The sequence below is a fragment of the Streptomyces sp. NPDC057963 genome (assembly GCF_042887155.1).
Taxonomy (GTDB): Bacteria; Actinomycetota; Actinomycetes; order Streptomycetales; family Streptomycetaceae; genus Streptomyces.
Genome location: NZ_JBHVPX010000009.1, coordinates 174193 through 192273, shown reverse-complemented (window position 1 = coordinate 192273; position 18081 = coordinate 174193). Strand labels below are relative to the sequence as shown.

Genomic DNA, 18081 nt, shown 5'->3' with positions numbered 1-18081 from the left:
GTTTCCCCATGCACACAACCGCCCGCCTGCGGCGCCTACTTCTGTTCCCGTTCCAGGGAGCCGGACGACCGGTCTCGTTCCTCGTCACGGGCGTCCTCGTCCAGCTCGGCGTCCTCTTCGTCGTGTCCCTGTTGTGGCTGCTCTTCGTCCCGGTCCTCGACCCGGCGGGCCAACTGCCCGTCGCGGTGTTCGTCGCGTTCACGGCCATCGTGCTCGCCGGGCCGCTGCTGACCGAGGTGCAGCGCGGCCGCTTCCGCACCCGGCTCGACGTGGCCATCCCCTCTCCTTACGCGGGACAGCGGCCCCGGCCGCCGGAGTGGCTGCGATCCCGGGCGGGGCACCGGCAGCTCAGGTACCACCTGCTGGACGGGCCGCTGCTCGCTCTCGCGGGGTCCTTCACCCTCCTGGCATGGGTCGTGGCCGTCACCGCCACCTCGATCTACCTGTGGATCTGGCTGGTGCCGCTGGACTGGCGCGTCGACCATCCCGGCTACTACACCTGGGCGGCGTACGTCACCGCGGCGGGGCTCGCCCTGCTCCACATCGCGCGGTTGTCGACCGACGCCCTCTCCCGGCTCGACACCCGCACCGCCACCGTCCTGCTCGGGCCCAGCCGCGAGGAGCAGTTGGCCCGCCGGGTCGAGGACCTGACCGAGAGCCGGACCGGCCTGGTGGACGCGGTCGACGCCGAACGGCGGCGGATCGAACGGGACCTGCATGACGGCGCTCAGCAGCGGCTGGTCTCCCTGGCGGTCAACCTCGGCCTGGCCAAGGCCACGCTCCAGAACCTGCCCGAGGACGCCCGCCAGGTGATCGATGAGGCGCACCGGGAGGCGAAGGACGCGATAGAGGAGCTGAGCGGCCTGGTGCGCGGACTGCACCCGGCCGTTCTGGAGGACCGCGGCCTGGACGCCGCGCTGTCCGGCATCGCCGCCCGAGCACCCATCCCGGTACGGGTGAAGGTGGACGTGCCGTCACGTCCGTCTCCCACGATCGAGGCGGTCGCCTACTTCGTCGTCTCCGAAGCGCTGACGAACGTGGTGAAACACGCCGAGGCCTCCAGGGCCGAGGTCACCGTGGAGCGCTTCGGGAAGACGCTGCTGGTCGTCATCAGCGACGACGGCGTGGGCGGCGCGGAACCCACCGGTGGTACCGGGCTGGCAGGGCTGGCCAAGCGGGTCGCCTCGGTCGATGGCACGCTGTCGGTCGACAGCCCCGTCGGGGGGCCGACCGTCATCACCGTGGAGCTGCCGTGCGTGCCGTGATCGCCGAGGATTCCGTACTGCTCAGGGTCGGGGTGGTCAAGGTCCTCGAGATGGCCGGGTTCGAGGTCGTCGCCGAAGTGGGCGACGGCGAGGCGCTGTTGGCCGCGGTGGAGGAGCACCGGCCGGACATCGCCGTGGTCGACGTCCGTATGCCCCCCGGTTTCACGGACGAGGGCGTGCGTGCCGCGCTGGTCATCAGGCAGCAGTGGCCACAGACCGCGGTGTTGCTGCTCTCGCAGTATGTGGAGGAGCGGTACGCGGCCGATCTGCTGTCCGCCAACACCTCCAGCATCGGCTATCTGCTCAAGCAACGCGTCGCGGACGTGGAGGAGTTCGTGGGCGCGCTGCGCCGGGTCGCGGCCGGCGGGACGGCGCTGGACCCGCAGGTCGTCTCGCAGCTTCTGGTGCGCCGCCACAGCGGCCCGCTGGACCGGCTCACCCCGCGGGAACGCGAGGTCCTGGAGCTGATGGCGGGCGGCCGGTCCAACGCCGGGATAGCGGGGCAACTCGTGGTCAGCGAGAGCGCGGTGGCCAAGCACATCAACAACATTTTCGCCAAGCTCGACCTGCCGAAGGCGGACGCCGACCACCGCCGGGTGCTCGCCGTACTGAGCTTCCTCGGCGTGGCCTGATCCCGGCCCACCCTGCGGACCGCATCCCCTTCCACTTGGGCCTTTCCGGCCTTTCCGGCCTTTCTCCGGCATGACATCCGGGCGTCCGAGGCGGTGCCGGCGCATCCCGGGACTCCGTGCCCAATATCGCCAACTTCCTGTCTTGTAACCACCGGTGTCCGAACAGAGGACCTATGCTCCAATAATCTCCTTCCACCGTCACCCCGCTCCCGGGCGGGAGAGCCTCCATGAGGGATCCGTGTGTGAAGCCCTGGGATTCGAAAGACTCCTCGACGAGGAGGGCTTGGGCGGACAAGACTGGGGAAGAGACAGTGTTCCAAGCATGCAGTATTCGAGGTGAGGCGACGCGATAGGCCTTGTAGTCCTGTTCGGCAGCCGGGAGCAAGTGGCTGGCGGGAAGACCCGTCGAAGCACGGAACTGCTAGGCCAAGACGTCGATGCGCGCTGCACACGCCTTCAGGATGGCGTGGAGGTCATCACGCGCCGGGTCGGTGGCGTCGGGACCGGCAGCTTCGATCCCGACCAGCACCTTCCTCTCCAGGTCGGCTATCGCGTCATCGGCGAGGAAGGGCAGCCCGAACAGGCGGTAGCCGCTGTCTACGGTGGTGCAGAGGTCAAGCTTGAGAACATCCCAGCTCCGGCGGGCCACCATCCGCTTGTCGGCGTGCTGGTCGCCTGTCCCCTGGCCGGTGCGCGGCCTCGGCCGCCAGTTCCTCAGCTTCCTCGCCGCCCGGTCGCGACCTTTCGCATCGTCGAGATCGTCCATGTCCCGAAGCAGATTCTGTACGTCGATGTGGGTCTGCGCGCACAGCTTCCGCGCCCGCGCGAATGTCTTGTGCGTGATCACGGCCATGGCAACCATGAGGGTCAAAACGGTAGAGATCAGCGGTGCGGGGTAGGCGACGACAAACCGTGCGCTCAGAAACGCGGCGACAGCACAGATACCAGCTACGTTCGCGACTGTCCGGTAAACGGCAGCCCGCTGGATGCGGCGGCGGAGCCGTTGGAGGTCGAAGTCCTTCGGCTCAGCCCACCGTACGGCCAAAGGGAGCACGAAGTAGATAAGGCCCAGCCACGTGGCGGCAGTGCGGTAGTCGCCTGGCTGTGCCACTCCCCAGACGGCCTTGGACACGGTGACAACAAAATTCCCCCGCGCAGGCGAGCACAAAGAGCCCTAACAGGGCTGGTTTCTCGTTCTCCTTACGAAGCTGATGCTCGGCTGTGAACCGCAGCAAGGCCGGCATCCCGCAGACTGCGAGGACCCAGCCGCCCAGGAAGAAGACCAAGTCGAGACGTTGCTGGGAGGTCCCGTAAAGGCTGTTGCCATGGACGATGGCCGTCAGGGCGCCCTTTGTTTGCCTGCTGGTGTGCAGGTCGGTGACCGGAGTCCCTCCGGCCACTGATGCGACCCCGCGCCCACGACCAGCACAAACGGCCGTGATGCCGACATTGCATACAGTCGACGAATACCGTATGAGCCTTGTTGTCCCGCATCCGGTGGGAGGTGTCCAGGGGGTGTGCGGAACTATCGCGGCCGACGCGGTCGGGAGGGGCTGCGGTGGAACCTTCCGGACCTCCGCCTGGCGCCGTGAAGTGGCTGACGGACACTGTGCGTACGTGTGGCGGCACGGATCGTGTGCAGGTCGGGGTGCGGTGCGCCGGATGGCGCCGAGGATGCCCACCGCACCGCACTGACCACCGGAAACGCAGGTGAGAGGCACCCCGAACCCCTGGTATTGTTTTCCATGTCGCCGCGGGAAACCGGGGCCGACCACCTGGTCCGGGTGGCGGAATGGCAGACGCGCTAGCTTGAGGTGCTAGTGCCCTTTATCGGGCGTGGGGGTTCAAGTCCCCCCTCGGACACCAGCAGAGACCCCAGTTGATCTGGGGTCTTTCGCGTTTCCGGAGTGGTGGTCGCGCGGCGGTGCGGCGGCGTGGCGGGACGGGAACGGCCCCCGGGGAAATGCGTGAGCCCCGAGGCCGTCGCACGGCCCCGGGGCGAGTGCGTTCCGCTATCGCGCCGCGTAGGCGGTCAGCGGGTAGTGGTCGGAGAGGTTCGTGTACGTGTAGTCCGTGCCCCAGCTGGAGACGGTCCAGGGTGCGCTCTGCTCCTTGACCACCTCGTTCGTCCAGCCGGCCGGCTTCGCGTGCCCGGCGCGGTGGAGGACGTAGTCGAGATCCTCGCGGGGGTCGTCGGGGTAGCGGTCGGCGGCGATCGAGTTGTCCTGGGTGTCGAAGGAGTACGGGTGCCCGGTGCGGGCGCCGGCTCCGGTCAGTCCGGCGTCGGCGAGCATCGACGCGTACTCGGGGGAGCGTGAGTCGACGTTCAGGTCGCCGGCCACGACGACCTGCTCGGAAGCGGGAATGTTCTTGGCGTCGAGGAAGGCGTCGATCTGCTTGAACTGCCGACTGCGCATCTGTGCCGCCTCGCCCGCCTTGCAGCCGGAGTCGGTCGACTGCGTGTGTGTCCCCACCACGTGGACCTTGGCGCCGTTGACGTTCAGTTCGGCGTAGACGAAGCCCTTGTTGGACCACCAGTCGCTGCCGCAGGCGTCCTTGTAGATGTACTGCTCCTTGCGGACGATCGGCCACTTGCTCAGTACCGTGACCCCGCCGTCCTCCGGAGTGGTCGCCGAGTACGCGCCGCCCGTGGCATCCCAGCCGCTCTTGCTCCGGCCCACCACCGGTGTCTGATACGGGTATTGCGCGGACGCGTTCCGTGCCAGCGCGTCGGAAGCGGAGTTGTCGAACGCCTCCTGGAGCACGACCACGTCCTGGCCCTGGAAGAAGGCCGCCTTCGGTATCTCCGCGGCCCGGTGGTCCTGCCCCCAGTTCGGGTAGAGGTTCTTGCTCATGAGGAACGTGTTGTACGTGAGCACCCGCAGGGGCGGGACGTCGGTCGCGGACGCCTGAGGGGTGTGGGCGATCAGCGTGACGGCGGCGAGCGCGGCGGACAGGGTCACGCCGGAGGTGCGGCGGAGCACGGTGAACGGCACGAGGTCTCCTGATTCTGGGTGCGGGGGTGCGGGGGTGCGGGGGTGCGGGGGTGCGGGGGTGCGGGGGTGCGGGGGTGCGGGGGTGCGGGGGTGTGCGGGCCGAGGGGTGCCGGAGTGGGGGTGTGCGGGGTGACACACATCCAATCAGCGGGAGTTACCCATGGGTAGACGCCGGATGTCGGGAGTCTCTCCATCGGCGTACCAACGGCGGTGGGGGTCCGCCGCGTCCCGTCGCAGGCGTCCGGGGCTCCGCCCCGCGGACCTCCTCTTCGTCACGATCCGATCTCGGACATCCAGGGGAGTCTTGTTTTCGGCCATGTAATCGATTCCAATCATCCCTGTAATCGATTCCACGGCTCTGGACCGCTGGTTTCGAGGCTCACGGAAACCACAAGGAGGTGGTCCGGAAATGGCGAGCATCAAGGATGTCGCGGCCGAGGCGGGAGTGTCCGTCGCCACGGTCTCCCGCGTTCTCAACAGCCATCCCTCCGTCAGCCCCGACGCGCGCAGACGCGTCCTCGCCGCTGTCGACGTCCTCGGCTACCGGCCCAACGCCGTCGCCCGTTCGCTGCGCACCGATCAGACGCGCACCCTCGGCCTGGTCATCAGCGACGTACTCAACCCGTACTTCACCGAACTGGCCCGCTTCGTCGAGGAAGAGGCCCGCGCGCTCGGCTACAGCGTCATCATCGGAAATGCCGACGAGCAGCCCGACCTGCAGGAACATCACATCCGCACCCTCCTCGACCGCCGGATCGACGGACTTCTCGTCTCCCCGGCCGACGGAAGCTCCCCGCTCGTGCCGGGTGCCGCGGGCAACGGCACGCCGGTGGTCTTCGTGGACCGTTGGATCCAGGGCGCGGACGTTCCCGTGGTGCGTGCCGACGGCCGCGAAGCCATCCGGGACCTGGTCGCCCACCTGCACCGCCTCGGCCACCGCAGGCTCGCGATCATCGCGGGCCCGGCGGCCACCACCACGGGCAACGAGCGGGTCGAAGCCTTCCGTGAGGCGCTGCGCGACCACGGGCTCGCGCTCTCCGACGACTGCATCGGCCAGGGCGACTTCCAGGCGGACAGCGGGCGCCGGGCCACCGAACGCTTTCTGGCCCTCCCCGAACCGCCCGAGGTCGTATTCGCCGCCGACAATCTGATGGCGCTCGGCGCGTTGGACGCGATCCGCGCACGCGGGCTCCGCGTACCGCAGGACATCGGGCTCGCGGCCTTCGACGACATTCCGTGGTTCGTGCACACCGATCCGCCGATCACGGCGATCGCCCAGCCGACGGGTGAACTCGGCCGCGCCGCCGTACGCGCCCTGGTGGACATCGTCGAGGGACGGTCCCCGCAGTCCGTGACCCTTCCCGCCCGCCTCGTCGTACGCAGCTCCTGCGGCGAGCACGACCCGAACCGGAGGATCAACCTGTGAGCACTCAGGGCGAGTTGCTGCGCGTCGAAGGCGTTCGCAAGACCTTCCCCGGTGTGGTCGCGCTGGACGGCGTCGATTTCGATCTGCGCGGCGGCGAAGTGCACGTACTGCTCGGTGAGAACGGCGCGGGCAAGAGCACCCTCATCAAAATGCTCTCGGGCGCCTACCGGCCCGACAGCGGTCGGATCTTCGCCCGGGGCAGTGAAGTCCGCATCCACGGCGCACAGGACGCCGAACGGCTCGGAATCGCCACGATCTACCAGGAGTTCAACCTGGTACCCGATCTCACCGTCGCCGAGAACATCTTCCTCGGCCGCCAGCCGCGCCGCTTCGGGATGATCGACCGGCGCCGCATGGAGGCGGACGCCGAGGTGCTCCTGCACCGGGTCGGCCTGCATGTCTCGCCGAAGGCCAAGGTGCGCGAACTGGGCATCGCCCGGCTGCAGATGGTGGAGATCGCCAAGGCGCTCAGCCTGGACGCACGCGTCCTGATCATGGACGAGCCGACGGCGGTACTCACCTCCGGGGAGGTCGAGAAGCTCTTCCGTATCGTGCGGCAACTGCGCGAAGAGGGCGTGGGGGTCATCTTCATCACCCACCACCTGGACGAGATCGCAGCCCTCGGCGACCGGGTCACGGTGCTGCGCGACGGGCGCAGCATCGACCAGGTGCCCGCCTCTACACCCGAGGCGGAGCTCGTGCGGCTGATGGTGGGACGCGCCATCGAGCAGCAGTACCCGCGGGAGCGGCCGAAGACCGGCGCCCCCCTGCTCTCCGTCCGCGGGCTGACCCGCAACGGCGTCTTCCACGACGTCAGCTTCGATGTGCGCGCCGGCGAGGTCGTCGGCCTCGCCGGCCTCGTCGGCGCCGGACGTACGGAGGTCGCCCGGGCCGTCTTCGGCGCGGACCCCTACGACGCGGGCACTGTCGACGTCCGCGGCGAGCGGCTGGCCGGACACGACGTGCCCGCGGCCATGGGGGCCGGGATCGGCCTCGTGCCCGAGGACCGCAAGGCCCAGGGCCTGGTGCTCGATGCCTCCGTGCAGGAGAACCTCGGCCTGGTCACCCTGCGCTCGGCGAGCCGCTCCGGGCTCGTGGACCTCAAGGGGCAGCGCACGGCCGCGGCCCGGATCGCCGAGCAGCTCGGCGTACGGATGGCGGGCCTCGGCCAGCACGTCCGCACCCTCTCGGGTGGCAACCAGCAGAAGGTCGTCATCGGCAAGTGGCTGCTCGCCGACACCAGAGTGCTCATCCTCGACGAACCGACGCGCGGCATCGACGTCGGAGCCAAGGTCGAGATCTACCAGCTCATCAACGAGCTGACGGCCTCCGGCCACGCCGTTCTGATGATCTCCAGCGACCTGCCCGAAATCCTCGGCATGAGCGACCGGGTGCTGGTCATGGCCCAGGGCCGCATCGCCGGAGAACTCCCCGCACACGGAGCCACCCAGGACGCGGTGATGGCACTCGCCGTCGGCGCACCCGCCCCACCGTCTCCCGCACCTCCCACGACGCCCTCGGCGACACCATCCCCCACAACTCCGGCTGTGAACGAAGAGGAGAGCCCCCGTGGCCACTGACACGCTCAAAAGCACTACGGGCGCGAGTGGCGCCGCGGGCCGAACGGTCCGCCGCCTCCTGCTCGACAACGGCGCCCTGAGCGCCCTGGTCGTCCTGCTGGTGGCGATGTCGCTGCTCTCCGGCGACTTCCTGACCACGCAGAACCTCCTGAACGTCGGTGTGCAGGCCGCCGTCACCGCGATCCTCGCGTTCGGCGTCACCTTCGTGATCGTCTCGGCCGGCATCGATCTGTCCGTGGGTTCGGTGGCCGCGCTCTCCGCGACCGTCCTCGCCTGGTCGGCGACCTCGGAAGGCGTACCGGTCTGGCTGGCGGTCGTCCTCGCCGTCGCGACGGGCATCGCCTGCGGATTCGTCAACGGCGCCCTCGTCTCGTACGGCAAACTGCCGCCGTTCATCGCGACACTGGCCATGCTCTCCATCGCGCGCGGCCTGTCCCTGGTCATCTCCCAGGGCAGCCCGATCGCCTTCCCCGATTCGGTCTCCGTGCTGGGCAACACGCTCGGCGGCTGGCTGCCCGTCCCGGTCCTCGTGATGATCGCGATGGGCCTGATCACGGCACTGATCCTGGCCCGCACCTACATCGGCCGTTCGATGTACGCGATCGGCGGCAACGAGGAGGCGGCCCGGCTCTCCGGACTGCGTGTCAAGCGGCAGAAGCTGGCCATCTACGCCCTGTCCGGCCTCTTCGCCGCGGTCGCGGGCATCGTCCTCGCGTCCCGCCTGACCTCCGCCCAGCCGCAGGCCGCGCAGGGGTACGAACTCGACGCGATCGCCGCGGTCGTCATCGGCGGCGCCAGCCTGGCAGGCGGCGTCGGCAAGGCGTCCGGCACCCTGATCGGCGCGCTCATCCTCGCCGTGCTGCGCAACGGACTCAACCTCCTCTCCGTATCCGCCTTCTGGCAGCAGGTCGTCATCGGTGTCGTCATCGCCCTCGCGGTGCTGCTCGACACGCTGCGCCGCAAGGCCGGGTCCAAGGCCGCTTCCGCGACCGGTTCCGCCGGCGCACCGGGGTCGCCGGGATCCGGGCGCAAGGGAGCGGGAGCGGTCAAGTTCGGGATCGCCGCGGTGTGCGTGGCCCTCGTCGTGGGCGGGATCTCCTACTTCAACGCCGGCTCGCCCGGCGGCAACACGAAGGTGGGCATGTCGCTGTCCACGCTCAACAACCCCTTCTTCGTACAGATGAAGGCGGGCGCCCAGGCGGAGGCGAAGGCGGCCGGAGTCGACCTGACCGTCACCGACGCACAGAACGACGCCTCGCAACAGGCCAACCAGCTCCAGAACTTCACGAGCTCCGGAGCGAAGTCCATCATTGTCAACCCGGTGGACTCGGATGCGGCGGGCCCCGCCGTCCGGGGCGCCAACAAGGCGGACATCCCGGTGATCGCCGCCGACCGAGGCGTCAACAAGGCGCGGACCGCGGCGCTCGTCGCCTCCGACAACGTCGCGGGCGGTGAACTCGCCGCGAAGGCACTGGCCGACAAGCTCGGCGGCAAGGGAAGCATCGTCATCCTGCAGGGCACCGCGGGTACGTCCGCCAGCCGCGAGCGCGGTGCGGGCTTCGCCGAGGGGATCAAGGCGTACCCCGGCATCGAGGTCGTGGCCAAGCAGCCCGCGGACTTCGACCGCACCAAGGGGCTGGACGTCATGACCAATCTGCTCCAGTCCCACCCCGGTATCACCGGAGTCTTCGCCGAGAACGACGAGATGGCACTTGGCGCGGTCAAGGCACTCGGCAGCAAGGCAGGAAAGTCGGTGTCCGTCGTCGGATTCGACGGAACTCCGGACGGTCTGAAGGCGGTCGGGGCAGGCACGCTGTACGCGTCGGTGGCCCAGCAGCCGAAGGAACTGGGCAAGATCGCCGTGCAGAACGCGGTACGGGCCGCCGAGGGCAAGAAGGTCGACAGCACGGTGAAGGTGCCGGTCAAGGTGGTCACCGAGAAGAACGTCGCCGACTTCTCCTGAGCAGTGCCCGAACGCGCCTGAACAGCGTCCGACCTCGGAAAGCAGGAACAATGCACGTCAACGACCACCACCGGTACGACCTGCTGGTCGTGGGCTCGGCCAACGCCGACCTGGTCATCGGTGTCGAACGCCGTCCGGCCCCCGGTGAGACCGTGCTCGGTTCCGATCTTGCCGTCCACCCGGGCGGCAAGGGAGGAAACCAGGCGGTGGCCGCCTCCCGCCTCGGGGCCGCCACCGCCCTGCTGGCCCGGGTCGGTGACGACGCCCACGGCCGCCTGCTGCTCGAATCGCAGCGGGCGGCGGGGGTGGACACCGAGGGCGTCCTCGTGGGCGGGGCACCGACCGGAGTCGCGCTGATCACCGTGGACCCCTCCGGCGACAACAGCATCGTGGTGTCGCCGGGGGCCAACGCCCGGCTGACCCCGGAGGACATCCGGGCAGCGGGCCCGCTCTTCGAGGCGGCGCGGGTCGTCTCCGTACAGCTGGAGATTCCGCTGGAGACGGTTGCCGCGGTGGCCGGTGCCATGTCACCCGGCACCCGACTGGTCCTGAACCCGTCTCCGCCCGCTCCCCTGCCCGGCCACGTGCTGTCCGCCTGCGACCCCTTGGTGGTCAACGAGCACGAGGCGCGCTACATGCTGGGGGAAGCGGCAGGCGCCACGCCTCAGGAGTGGGCACGCGCACTGCTCGGGCTCGGCCCGCAATCGGTCGTGATCACACTGGGCGCGGCGGGCGCGCTCGTCGCCGACGCCCGTACGGGCGACGTCGTCCCCGTACCGAGCCCCGAGGTCGAGGCGGTGGACACGACGGGGGCGGGTGACGCGTTCACCGCCGCCCTGGCCTGGCGCCTCGGCCTGGGGGAGCAGCTCACCGAGGCCGCCTCGTTCGCCGTCAGGGTCGGCGCCGCGGCCGTCACCAGGCAGGGCGCGCAGGCGTCCTTCCCGACCGCGGAGGAAGTCCCGGCGCTGTGAAGAAGGCAGGAATCCTCAACCGCCATCTCGCCGGGGCACTGGCCGAACTGGGTCATGGCGACGGGGTGCTCATCTGTGACGCGGGCATGCCCGTTCCGTCCGGCCCCCGGCTCGTCGATCTGGCCTTCCGGGCCGGCGTCCCCTCGTTCGCCGAGGTGCTCGACGGGCTGCTGGAGGAACTGGTGGTGGAGGGCGCGACAGCGGCGCACGAGGTGCGGGAGGCGAACCCGGAGGCCGCACGCCTCCTCGACGAGCGACTCCCGGGACTCGCCCACGTGCCGCACGACGAGCTGAAGGCACTTTCGGCGGGTGCCCGGTTGGTGGTGCGCACGGGCGAGGCACGGCCGTACGCGAACGTGCTGCTGCGGTGCGGAGTCTTCTTCTGACGAAGTCCGGCAGACACCCGGCGTGCGAATACCGGACGACCGGTCCGCGCGGTGGTCACCGCGGCCTCCGGCGCGATCACCGCGAGTCCGCACTGCTGATGGGCCACACCCCTCTGAGGGGCCGCATCCCTCTTCGGGAGCGGCCCCTCACGTGTATGCGCTGACGGAGATGGTGACGATCCCGGTGAACCGTCGACAGTACTGACGGCCCCCCTCGCCCAACCCCACCCCTCTCGTGTCCCCGTGCGCGCCCGCGCGCCGGCCCGTGCGTGCCACGATCTCGGTCCCTCAGGACAGATCCGTACGCCGTGCCCCGTGACGGACTCGGCCGGTGCGATGCCATCCACTCCGTGACCGCACCCGACGGCGATCTGTTTGGATGAGGCAACGCACCATCAGTAACACCCGGTGGCGGTTGCTTTGGGGCGGGCGTGACGTAGCGTTTCCTCTTTGGTGGTGTTCGGAGGAGCACTGCAAGGCACCGTTGTGCCCTCATCACTTATAGGGCACCGAGGGGTATTGGGATGAAGCTCTGCTTCCTCGTCGAAGAGCTGTACCGGCATGACGGCATGCCGCTTGACGTGGTCCGACGACTGTCGTCGTGGGGACACCAGGTGGACGTGGTGCGCCCCGGCGGCTCACTACTGCGGATCTCGGAAGAGGTGCGGGCGGGGACGCATGACGCTTGGGTGCTCAAGACCGTGTCCGGCGGCCCCGGGCTCACCCTGCTGGAGGCCGCGGCGGCTGTGGGCCTGACCACGGTGAACGATGCGCGGTCGATCCGCGCGGTGCGGGACAAGGTCCTCACGTCGATCATCGCGCGACAGCACGGGCTACCGGTTCCGGTGACCTATTCGGCGCCGAGGGCCACGCTGTTCGCAGATGTTCCCGACGAGCTCTTCCCCCTGGTGGTCAAGCCCGCCGACGGCAGCTCGGGGCGCGGGGTGCGGCTCGTGTCGGACCCCGGGCGGCTGGCGGGGGAGGAGCAGGCGGGGGAGGGGCAACTCATCGCACAGCCCTACGTGTCCAACTCGGGCTCCGACTTGAAGGTCTACTGTCTCGCGGGCGAGTTCCACGCGACCTTGCGCCGCTCCCCGCTCCACCCGGACGGGCCGGTCGACGAGGGAGCCGTCCCCCTGCCCGCCGAGGTGGCCGCAGTGGCGGCGAAGGTGGGAGCGGTCTTCGGCCTCGATCTGTACGGCATCGACGTGGTGCTCGGCCCCGACGGCCCCGTGATCGTCGACATCAATGACTTCCCGAGCTTCCGCCAGGTCCCCGACGCCGTATCCCGGTTGGCCGGAGCCGTCCTCGACCTGGCCAGGATGGGTGGCGCTGCCGGGGCGGGCATGCTCGCCCCTGCTCCGCGCATTCCCGCGCAGCCGCAAATCCCCCATGGGCTGCCTCATCCGCACTCCGTTCCCGGCCCCGGCCCCGAAGCGGGCATGCTGGCAGCGGTGCCGGGAGCCGTGCAGATATGAGGGTGTGTCTGCTGACCGACAAGCCGGACCATCCGCTGCTCGCCGCAGTCTCTTCCGCACTGGTCGAGGCGGAACACCGCGTGACGTTCCTGAACCCGGACACCGGAACCGGATCCCCGTCGGAACTGGTGACTCCGGACGATCTCGCCGATGTCTACCTTCTCAAGGCCCATACCCCCCGGGCACTGGCGCTGGCACGTCTCCTCGAAGTACACGGCGCCCGGGTGGTGAACTCCGCCGCCGCGACGGAGCTGTGCCAGGACAGGAGCCGGATCGCCGCCGTGGCGGAAGGCGCCGGCCTGCCGATGCCCCGGACACGGACTCTGGACGCACTGTCCGAAGCCCTCCACGGAGCGGAGCAGCCGGAGAGCGGCTATCCGCTCATGGTCAAGAGCCGCTACAGCCGGCGCCAGGACCTGGTGGCCCGTGTGGACGGTCCGTCCGAGTTCCGGGACCTTGCCGCCCGGTGGTCCGACGAGCCCGTCGTCCTACAGGAGTTCGTCGCGAACAGCGGCTGGGACCACAAGCTGTGGGTGATCGCGGGCGAGGTGTTCGCGGGGGTGCGCCCCGCACCCGTGGGGGCCCCGCCGGACGGTGCCCGGTCTGCGCCACTGGTCCGTGACCTGCCGCAGGCCTGGACCGGACTCGCCCTCCACACGGGAGAGGCCTTCGGCCTGGATGTCTACGGTGTCGACCTGCTGGACCGCGAGGGGGCGCCCGTCGTCGTCGACATCAACGCCTTCCCGGGGATCCGCGGCCCGAAGGGCGCCCCGGAGGCGTTGGCGGCCCTGGCACTGCGACGCCCCCGGCCCGGCCCTTCCGCCTACGAGGCTTGACACGCCCCGACCGCCACCAGGAACTCGCTGGGGGTGCCCGACCACGACACATGCAGCCCTTCCCGGGCCCGCGTGCGCGACGAACAGCAGGCAGCGTTCCGCCGGCAGGTCCGACTCGTGCGGGAGCCGGTCGGTGCCGGCCGGGGTCACCGCACGCGGGTACGGCAGCGCAGCCTCACTCACGCCGATGACCGCGACGCACCGGACCTCCAGCCCCTTGAAGGAGTGCATGGTGCCGGCCTGTACGGGGCGCCCGCGTCGGAAGTCGCGTCGCCCCGCAGGCGTGTGACAGGAACGCCAGCGGCCTTGAGCCGCTGCACCGCCTTGTCGCAGTTCCTGTTGAACCGGGCACTGACCCCGATCTCACCCGGGGCGATCCCCCTGTCGAGCCAATCACGGACGCGTGCGACGAGCGCGTCGAACTCGGCTTCCCCGGCGTGCACTTCGGGCCCGTTGCCGTGGAGGGCCGAGCGGTTGCCCAGCAGGGTCTCGTTCGCCGCGTCGGCCGCCACCTGCTCGAAGGGCCGGCCGACGAGCAGCGCGGTGGACCAGGAGAGGATCTTGTGCGGGGGACGACAGTTCTTGCGCGTCTTCGCCGACCGGTCGGCCACCTCGATCCCGACGGTCTTCGGCGACACCTTCGAGTCGTGAATACGCTGATGGGGATCGCCCGCGATGAAGAGATCGTCGGGACGGGCCGGAGCCGCCGCACGCAACAGCCGCCACTGGGGCCTGATCTTTGGCCGAACCAGCAGTCGGTGGGCTTGCGCGGGCCCGCTCCGGGTGTCCTGGGGGACGTCCTGTGCGGATGTGAAGTCGTCGCCAGTACGGTTCGCCGATGCCGTCGTCAGCTCCGGGTGGCGTACACGATGAGGTTGTCCACCGGGTGGCCCTGCGCGTCGAAGGCGCCGTCGCAGGTGATGAGACGCAGGACGCGTCCGTCGGCGGAACCGTAGACCTTCTCGGTCGGGAAGGCCTTCTTGCTGACGGTCTCGGTACCGGTGACCCTGAAGTGGATCTCTGCTCCGCGGTCGTTGCGGATCGCGATGTCCGCGCCCTTGTCGATCTTCTTCAGATCGTGGAAGACGGCCTTGCCGAAGCGGGTGTCGTTGTGCCCGATGAGGACCGCGGCACCCCGCTCACCGGGGGCGGCACCACCGGTGTACCAGCCGACCGTCATGCCCTTGTCGGCGGGCGGGACCTCGACGGTGCCGTCCGCGTTCAGACCGAGCCGCATCAGCGCACTGGCCACCCCGATCGACGGGATGCTGACATGGGTGGGGCTCGCGGCGGACTCCTGCTTTCCGGGCTTGCCCGGTGTCCCGGCCCCGGTGTCCTCGGACGAGTGGAGCGGGTCCGGGGCACCGGCCGAACCGTTCGTGCCGTGCGGTGCGGCGGACGAAGCGTCCACGGCGGCGGAGGAGCAGCCGGTGAGGGCGAGACAGACGAGCGCCGGAAGCGCGGCGCGCCAGAACGGCGGAGGCGTACGGGACATGGGTGCTCCAGGAAGGTGCGGAGAAGGGGAGTGGCGCCGCCCGGTACGGGGCGGCGCCACGCAGAAGACCGGCTGCTGGGCGCGGTCGGCTGCCGTGCACGGTCAAGTGCCGTGCGATGTCAGTCGCGGTGACCGAACCGAAGTGTCGTCGGTTCAGCGGCCCTGCTGTGCGGCGGAGCGGCGGCGCAGGACGACCGTTCCCGCGCCCGCGACCAGAAGGGCGGCCGCGGCCGACCCGGCGAGGGCGGTGGTGTGGTCGCCCGAGGTGCCGGCCGGTCGCTCGCCCGCGGCTACGCCGCCACGCGGAGTGGTACCGGCCGAAGCCTTTTCACCGGCCCGCTGTACGGCCGGTGCCGGGCTGTCGCCCGCGGCTACGCCGCCGCGGGGAGTGGTACCGGCCGAAGCCTTTTCACCGGCGCGCTGCACGGCCGGTGCCGGGCTGTCGCCCGCGGCTACGCCGCCACGGGGCACCGCCGACGGCTGCGCCGACCGCACGGCCCCGGCGGACCGCTCGACGGACGGCGCCGAAGCCGAGGGCTTGGGTGTGCTGTCGGCGAAGGCCGCGGCGGACGGGACGAGTACCGCGCCTGCCGCGACAGCGGCAAGGACGGCGGTACGGAGGGACAGACGGTGGGGCATGGGCATGGCTCCATTCCTGGTCGGCCTCGGTGGTGCCCGGATGCCGGTTCGCACCGGGCGCAAGGCGTGCCGACAGGCTGGCGTGAAGTTATGAAGAAGCTGTCAGATCGCTGTGGTCATCGCATCAGACCGGATCCGCACCGCTCCCGCGGCCGCCGCCCGCACCGCTTCAGTTGCCGTTCGTACCGCTTCCGGTCGTACTGCTCCCGCCGCCACCATCCGTACCGCTCCCGTCGCCGCCGCCGCCACCACCGTCCGTACCGCTCCCGCCGCCGTCCGCACCGCTCCCCGGCAGGCCCGTCGATTCCCCTCCCGGCTCACCCGTGCCATTCGTCCCACCCGGGCCATTCGCCCCACCTGGCCCCGGCTCCGGTTCAGGCCCCGGTCCGGCTCCCGCCGCATCCACCGGCAGGCGGAGCGTGAACACCGAGCCCCGCCCCTCGACGCTCACCGCACTCACCGAGCCGCCGTGCGCCTCGACGAGTTTCCGTACGATCGCCAGGCCCAGCCCGCTGCCGCCCGTGCGGCGGCTGCGGGACTTCTCGGCGCGCCAGAAGCGGTCGAAGACATGTGGCAGATCATCGGCCGAGATCCCGCTGCCGGTATCGGTGACGTCCACCACCACCTCGTCCACCACCGTCTCCTCGCCCGCCGTCTCGTCACCCGCCGTCACCTTGTCCGCCGCGGCCCCGGAGCCGTATGCGTGCAAGGTGACATTTCCGCCCGCCGGAGTGTGACGCACAGCGTTGGAGACCAGGTTGCCGATGACCTGACGCAGCCGGACCGGGTCGGCCGTCAGACCGGGAAGGGGGTCCCCGGCCGTCGACGTGCGGACCGTCAGCGTGACTCCCGCCGTCTCGGCCCGCCCCTGGTGGGCCGAGACGGCCTGGCCCAGCACGTCCTCGATGCGTACCGGCTCGGGGTGCAGCCGCAACGCGCCCGCGTCGGCCGCGGCCAGATCCTGGAGGTCGTCGATGATGTGCTGCAACTGCACGGCCTCCGTGTGCAGCGAGGAGATGAACGCCGGATCGGGCTCCGCCAGACCGTCCTGCGCCGCCTCCAGCCAGCCGCGGATATTGCTCAGCGGGGTGCGCAGTTCATGGGCGACATCGCTGACCATGTCCTTGCGCTGCCCTTCGAGGCGGGCACGGTGGGCGGCCATGTCGTTGAAGGCGGCGGCGAGCCGTCCGATCTCGTTGTCGCCGGTGACCAGCACGGGCGCGGAGCCCTCCCCGTCCCGCATGCGCTGTGCGGCACCGGTGAGGGCCCGCAACGGCCGTACGAGCCGGGCCCCGGCCAGCACCGAGGCCCCGACGGTGAGCGCCAGGACGAGCGCCGCGGCGCCCGCGATCTTCGCCGTGTTCGCCGGGGAGAGGTCGAAGCCGGGCACGGTCGTGTTGCCCTCGTCGCCGATGAACAGCAGAGCGGGCGAGGCGACATAGGAACTGAGCTGTTCGCGACGGGCCGTGCCCACACAGGAGGCGGTGGCCCGGTCGTCGTCGCCGGTCCTGACGCTCGGCGCGGGGGAGGCCATCGTGATGCCCGCGCGTGCGCTCGGCACCGGTAGGGGACGCTCGCCCCAGGACAGGTCCGGATTGAGCTCCACACCGGTGCGGTCCTGACGTTTCAGGCAGGCGTTGGCCAGCTGATTGAGTTCCCCCAGCGCCTTGCGCTCGGTCGCCGTAGGGAGGGCCAGGTCGTCGAACGCGCACCGGGTGCCGTCCATCCGGTCGGGATCATTGCCGACGACCTCGATGTGCGGGCGACCGCTCGGCCCCTGGACCGCGTCGGCCGCCACCCCGGACCGGCTCAGGCATGCCACACTTCGTTCGGCGGCACGCTGCAACGCCGCACGTTCGGCCCGGGGGAGCCGGAACGGACCGACCGCGCGCGGGTCGACGCGATCGGCCGTGGCGTTCGCCGTCCGGCCCACCGTCTGGGACAACGCCGTGTCCACGGAGAGCGGATCGACGATCGCGGACGCCTGGGGCGGCAGTGCGGGCGGGGACGGCAGAGTGGCGGAATCGGCGAGGGGCCGGCGCTGCTCGGTGGTGAGGGCGATCCGCCGGCCGGACTGCCGCGCCAGGTCGCGCACGGTGCTGTCGACACCGTCCCAGGTGGGGTGGGCCGCCGCATATCCGAGCAGGGTGTTGTAGATCCGGGCGTCCGCGGTGAGATTCTGCCCCTGCTCCTGCTTGATGGCTCCGGAGGTGGTCTGTACGGCGAGCCAGGCGGTGGCGGCCACCGAACACGCCGCCACCAGCGCCGAGACGGCGAGCAGCCGGCCGAACAGGCTCTTGCGCAGTGGCAGCCGTGCCCGCCGGTCACGACGTATTCGTTGCTCACGAGGGCGCCGCGCCCGCCGGCCGCGCTGCTCCCGTGCCCCCCGGTCACGACGGACCGGAGCGTCACCC

14 protein-coding genes, 1 tRNA gene and 1 pseudogene are annotated in these 18081 nt (G+C 70.3%); 10 read left to right on the top strand and 6 right to left on the bottom strand.

Annotated elements, in window-relative coordinates; all coding sequences use genetic code 11:
- The first annotated feature begins 8 nt into the window (after nt 1-8).
- Entirely contained in the window at nt 9-1265 is a 1257-nt protein-coding gene (locus tag ACFVT1_RS22400) for a histidine kinase (RefSeq protein WP_389798122.1), read from the top strand.
- Nucleotides 1253-1897 (top strand): response regulator transcription factor, encoded by a 645-nt coding sequence (locus ACFVT1_RS22395; protein WP_266414222.1) that lies wholly within the window; start codon nt 1253-1255, stop codon nt 1895-1897. Before ACFVT1_RS22400 ends, ACFVT1_RS22395 begins: the two co-directional genes overlap by 13 nt.
- Before the next feature lie 421 nt (nt 1898-2318).
- Here the strand turns inward: ACFVT1_RS22395 and ACFVT1_RS22390 are convergent, their stop codons facing one another.
- Nucleotides 2319-3029, bottom strand: a complete 711-nt coding sequence (locus tag ACFVT1_RS22390) for a hypothetical protein (protein ID WP_389798120.1) — start codon at nt 3027-3029, stop codon at nt 2319-2321.
- Nucleotides 3030-3675: 646 nt separating this feature from the next.
- Between ACFVT1_RS22390 and ACFVT1_RS22385 the strand changes: the two genes are divergently transcribed.
- A tRNA-Leu gene (locus ACFVT1_RS22385) sits at nt 3676-3763 on the top strand.
- 146 nt (nt 3764-3909) lie between these two features.
- Here ACFVT1_RS22385 and sph read toward each other — a convergent pair.
- The gene (sph, locus tag ACFVT1_RS22380) at nt 3910-4893 is read right to left on the bottom strand and encodes a sphingomyelin phosphodiesterase (RefSeq protein WP_389798118.1); all 984 of its coding nucleotides are present in this window, start codon (nt 4891-4893) and stop codon (nt 3910-3912) included.
- A 409-nt stretch (nt 4894-5302) separates the two neighbouring features.
- Here sph and ACFVT1_RS22375 point away from each other — a divergent pair, with 409 nt between their 5' ends.
- The 7 genes from ACFVT1_RS22375 to ACFVT1_RS22345 all read left to right on the top strand — a co-directional run bounded on the left by ACFVT1_RS22375 (nt 5303) and on the right by ACFVT1_RS22345 (nt 13533).
- Nucleotides 5303-6319 (top strand): LacI family DNA-binding transcriptional regulator, encoded by a 1017-nt coding sequence (locus ACFVT1_RS22375; RefSeq protein ID WP_389798115.1) that lies wholly within the window; start codon nt 5303-5305, stop codon nt 6317-6319.
- Complete coding sequence (locus ACFVT1_RS22370) at nt 6316-7899, top strand: sugar ABC transporter ATP-binding protein (RefSeq protein WP_389798113.1); 1584 nt, start codon at nt 6316-6318, stop codon at nt 7897-7899. Before ACFVT1_RS22375 ends, ACFVT1_RS22370 begins: the two co-directional genes overlap by 4 nt.
- Nucleotides 7889-9862 (top strand): substrate-binding domain-containing protein, encoded by a 1974-nt coding sequence (locus tag ACFVT1_RS22365; protein ID WP_389798110.1) that lies wholly within the window; start codon nt 7889-7891, stop codon nt 9860-9862. The genes ACFVT1_RS22370 and ACFVT1_RS22365 overlap by 11 nt, the downstream gene beginning before the upstream one ends.
- 50 nt (nt 9863-9912) lie before the next feature.
- Nucleotides 9913-10833, top strand: a complete 921-nt coding sequence (locus tag ACFVT1_RS22360; protein ID WP_389798108.1) for a ribokinase — start codon at nt 9913-9915, stop codon at nt 10831-10833.
- Nucleotides 10830-11219, top strand: coding sequence for a D-ribose pyranase (rbsD, locus tag ACFVT1_RS22355; RefSeq protein ID WP_389798105.1), 390 nt, complete (start codon nt 10830-10832; stop codon nt 11217-11219). Before ACFVT1_RS22360 ends, rbsD begins: the two co-directional genes overlap by 4 nt.
- Nucleotides 11220-11743: 524 nt before the next feature.
- Nucleotides 11744-12697 carry a RimK family alpha-L-glutamate ligase gene (locus ACFVT1_RS22350; RefSeq protein ID WP_389798102.1) on the top strand — a complete coding sequence of 318 codons (954 nt, stop codon included), beginning with the start codon at nt 11744-11746 and terminating at the stop codon, nt 12695-12697.
- The gene (locus ACFVT1_RS22345; protein WP_389798100.1) at nt 12694-13533 is read left to right on the top strand and encodes a RimK family alpha-L-glutamate ligase; all 840 of its coding nucleotides are present in this window, start codon (nt 12694-12696) and stop codon (nt 13531-13533) included. The genes ACFVT1_RS22350 and ACFVT1_RS22345 overlap by 4 nt, the downstream gene beginning before the upstream one ends.
- Here the strand turns inward: ACFVT1_RS22345 and ACFVT1_RS22340 are convergent.
- From ACFVT1_RS22340 to ACFVT1_RS22325, 4 genes and pseudogenes are all read right to left on the bottom strand, one after another.
- Nucleotides 13521-14261: pseudogene (locus tag ACFVT1_RS22340) on the bottom strand (3'-5' exonuclease); the annotation flags it as partial. The gene ACFVT1_RS22345 and the pseudogene ACFVT1_RS22340 overlap by 13 nt on opposite strands.
- Before the next feature lie 119 nt (nt 14262-14380).
- Nucleotides 14381-15028, bottom strand: a complete 648-nt coding sequence (locus ACFVT1_RS22335) for a class F sortase (protein WP_389798097.1) — start codon at nt 15026-15028, stop codon at nt 14381-14383.
- A gap of 153 nt (nt 15029-15181) precedes the next feature.
- Nucleotides 15182-15667, bottom strand: a complete 486-nt coding sequence (locus ACFVT1_RS22330; protein WP_389798095.1) for a hypothetical protein — start codon at nt 15665-15667, stop codon at nt 15182-15184.
- Between the two features lie 169 nt (nt 15668-15836).
- Nucleotides 15837-17972, bottom strand: a complete 2136-nt coding sequence (locus tag ACFVT1_RS22325; RefSeq protein ID WP_389798463.1) for a sensor histidine kinase — start codon at nt 17970-17972, stop codon at nt 15837-15839.
- Between the last annotated feature and the right edge of the window lie 109 nt (nt 17973-18081).